The 1,470-nt window shown below is 43.1% G+C and carries 1 protein-coding gene; it reads right to left on the reverse strand.

Translation table 11 applies throughout. The annotated features are described in order from the left end of the window. Positions 1-97: 97 nt before the first annotated feature. Positions 98-1,470: sugar ABC transporter ATP-binding protein (locus QZL69_RS06955; RefSeq protein ID WP_291518791.1), on the reverse strand; the 1,373-nt coding region annotated here is incomplete at its 5' end.

Raw genomic sequence — 1,470 nt, forward strand, 5'->3', positions numbered from 1 at the left:
ATGGAGAATACCGCACTGAGTGCGATAATAACCAGCAAAACAATAAATCTCTGATCACTTAAAATACTTTTTTTCTTCTTAGTCATGACTTTCCTCCTTAATCGATATTCCTTGTAGCCTTATCCATGATGTGTTCCTGTGTTGCTTCAGAAATATCAATATCTCCTGTCACTTTACCTTCGCACATGATGATGATACGGTCACTCATTCGGAGAATCTCTGTCATTTCAGAAGAAATCATAATGATGGATTTGCCTTCTGCTGCCAGTTTGCTCATTAACTTGTAGATTTCGTTCTTGGCACCAACGTCGATACCTCTGGTCGGCTCATCGAAGATCAGGATGTCACTGTCTCTGGTCAGCCATTTGGCGATTACGACTTTCTGCTGGTTACCACCGGAAAGGTTTACAACCAGCTGATCACCACTCGGTGTCTTGGTAGCAAGTTCTTTGATGTATTTCTCACTGACTTTTTTCTCTTTTGCTTTGTTGATGAAGATTCCGTTTGTGAATTCTTCCATTGTAGCCAGTGTTGTGTTTTCGTTTACAGATTTCTGTACAACAACACCATATCTTCTTCTGTCCTCTGACAGATAACCGATACCATATTTAACAGCATCCTGCGGTGTATTGATTGTTACTTCACGAAGCTTTCCGGTCTGCTTGTCCATAATGGAAATCTTACCGCTCTGCTTCGGATCTGCTCCAAACAGTGCTCTCGCTGTCTCAGTACGTCCTGCACCCATCAGTCCGGAGAATCCAAGAATCTCACCTTTTCTCAGTTCGAAGCTTACATCCTGAACCATCTTTCCTGCATTCAGATGCTCTACCTTAAGAACAACCGGTGCATCCGGAGCAACCATACTGTGTTCCTTAGGATCTTCGTAAATAACACGACCAACCATCATGTTGATGATGTCTTCTTTTGTACTGTCTTTTGTGATCAGAGTTCCTACATAGCCGCCATCTCGCATGACCGTTACACGGTCTGTGATCATCTTGATCTCATCCATACGGTGTGAGATATATACGATACCGTAATTCTTCTCGCGAAGATCACGGATGATTACGAACAGGTCAGCAATTTCTTTCTCGGTAAGAGCTGCTGACGGCTCATCAAAGATGATAACCTCTGCTTTGTGAGAGATTGCTTTGGCGATCTCACACATCTGCTGTTTACCAACAGTTAAGTTGCTCATCTTTTCTCTTGGATCGATCTCGATGTTCAGATCCTGGAATAATTTCTTGGAGTCTTCGATCATCTTCTTGTCGTCTACACGGATTCCCTTCTTCGGCTCACGTCCGATGAAGATATTCTGTGCAACAGTAAGGTCTCCGACCATGTTTAATTCCTGATGTACGATTACGATACCGGCATCCTGTGCTTCACGGGTATTATGGAAAGCAACTTCCTGACCCTTGTATGTGATAGAACCGGAATCCTTCTGATAAATACCGGTAAGAACCTTCA

It is taken from the genome of Blautia sp. CAG:237, from assembly GCF_000436615.1.
Taxonomy (GTDB): domain Bacteria; phylum Bacillota; class Clostridia; order Lachnospirales; family Lachnospiraceae; genus Blautia_A; species Blautia_A intestinihominis.